This is a genomic window from Stenotrophomonas sp. AS012628 (genome assembly GCF_010608305.1).
Lineage (GTDB): Bacteria > Pseudomonadota > Gammaproteobacteria > Xanthomonadales > Xanthomonadaceae > Stenotrophomonas > Stenotrophomonas geniculata.
Genome location: NZ_VMBJ01000313.1, coordinates 1 through 215 on the forward strand (window position 1 = coordinate 1; position 215 = coordinate 215).

Below are 215 nucleotides of genomic sequence, written 5' to 3' on the forward strand. Positions count from 1 at the left end.
GTGTCAGGATCAGGTTACGGAAGTCGAGCTTGCGGAAATCCTCGTTGTTGAGCAGTCCGTTGAAAAGCGTGTTGAGACCCGGGAAGACGTGGATCGGCACTTTCTGCAATTCCTTGACGAAGGCGGGAATGTCGCGCGGATTGGGGATCAGCACATTGTTGCCGCCGAGCTCCATGCTGATCATCGCATTCACGGTGAGGCCGAAAATATGATAG

The 215-nt window shown here is 54.0% G+C and carries 1 pseudogene; it reads right to left on the reverse strand.

The window, feature by feature from the left end:
- Positions 1-215, reverse strand: a pseudogene (locus G5A07_RS22070) (long-chain-fatty-acid--CoA ligase); the annotation flags it as partial.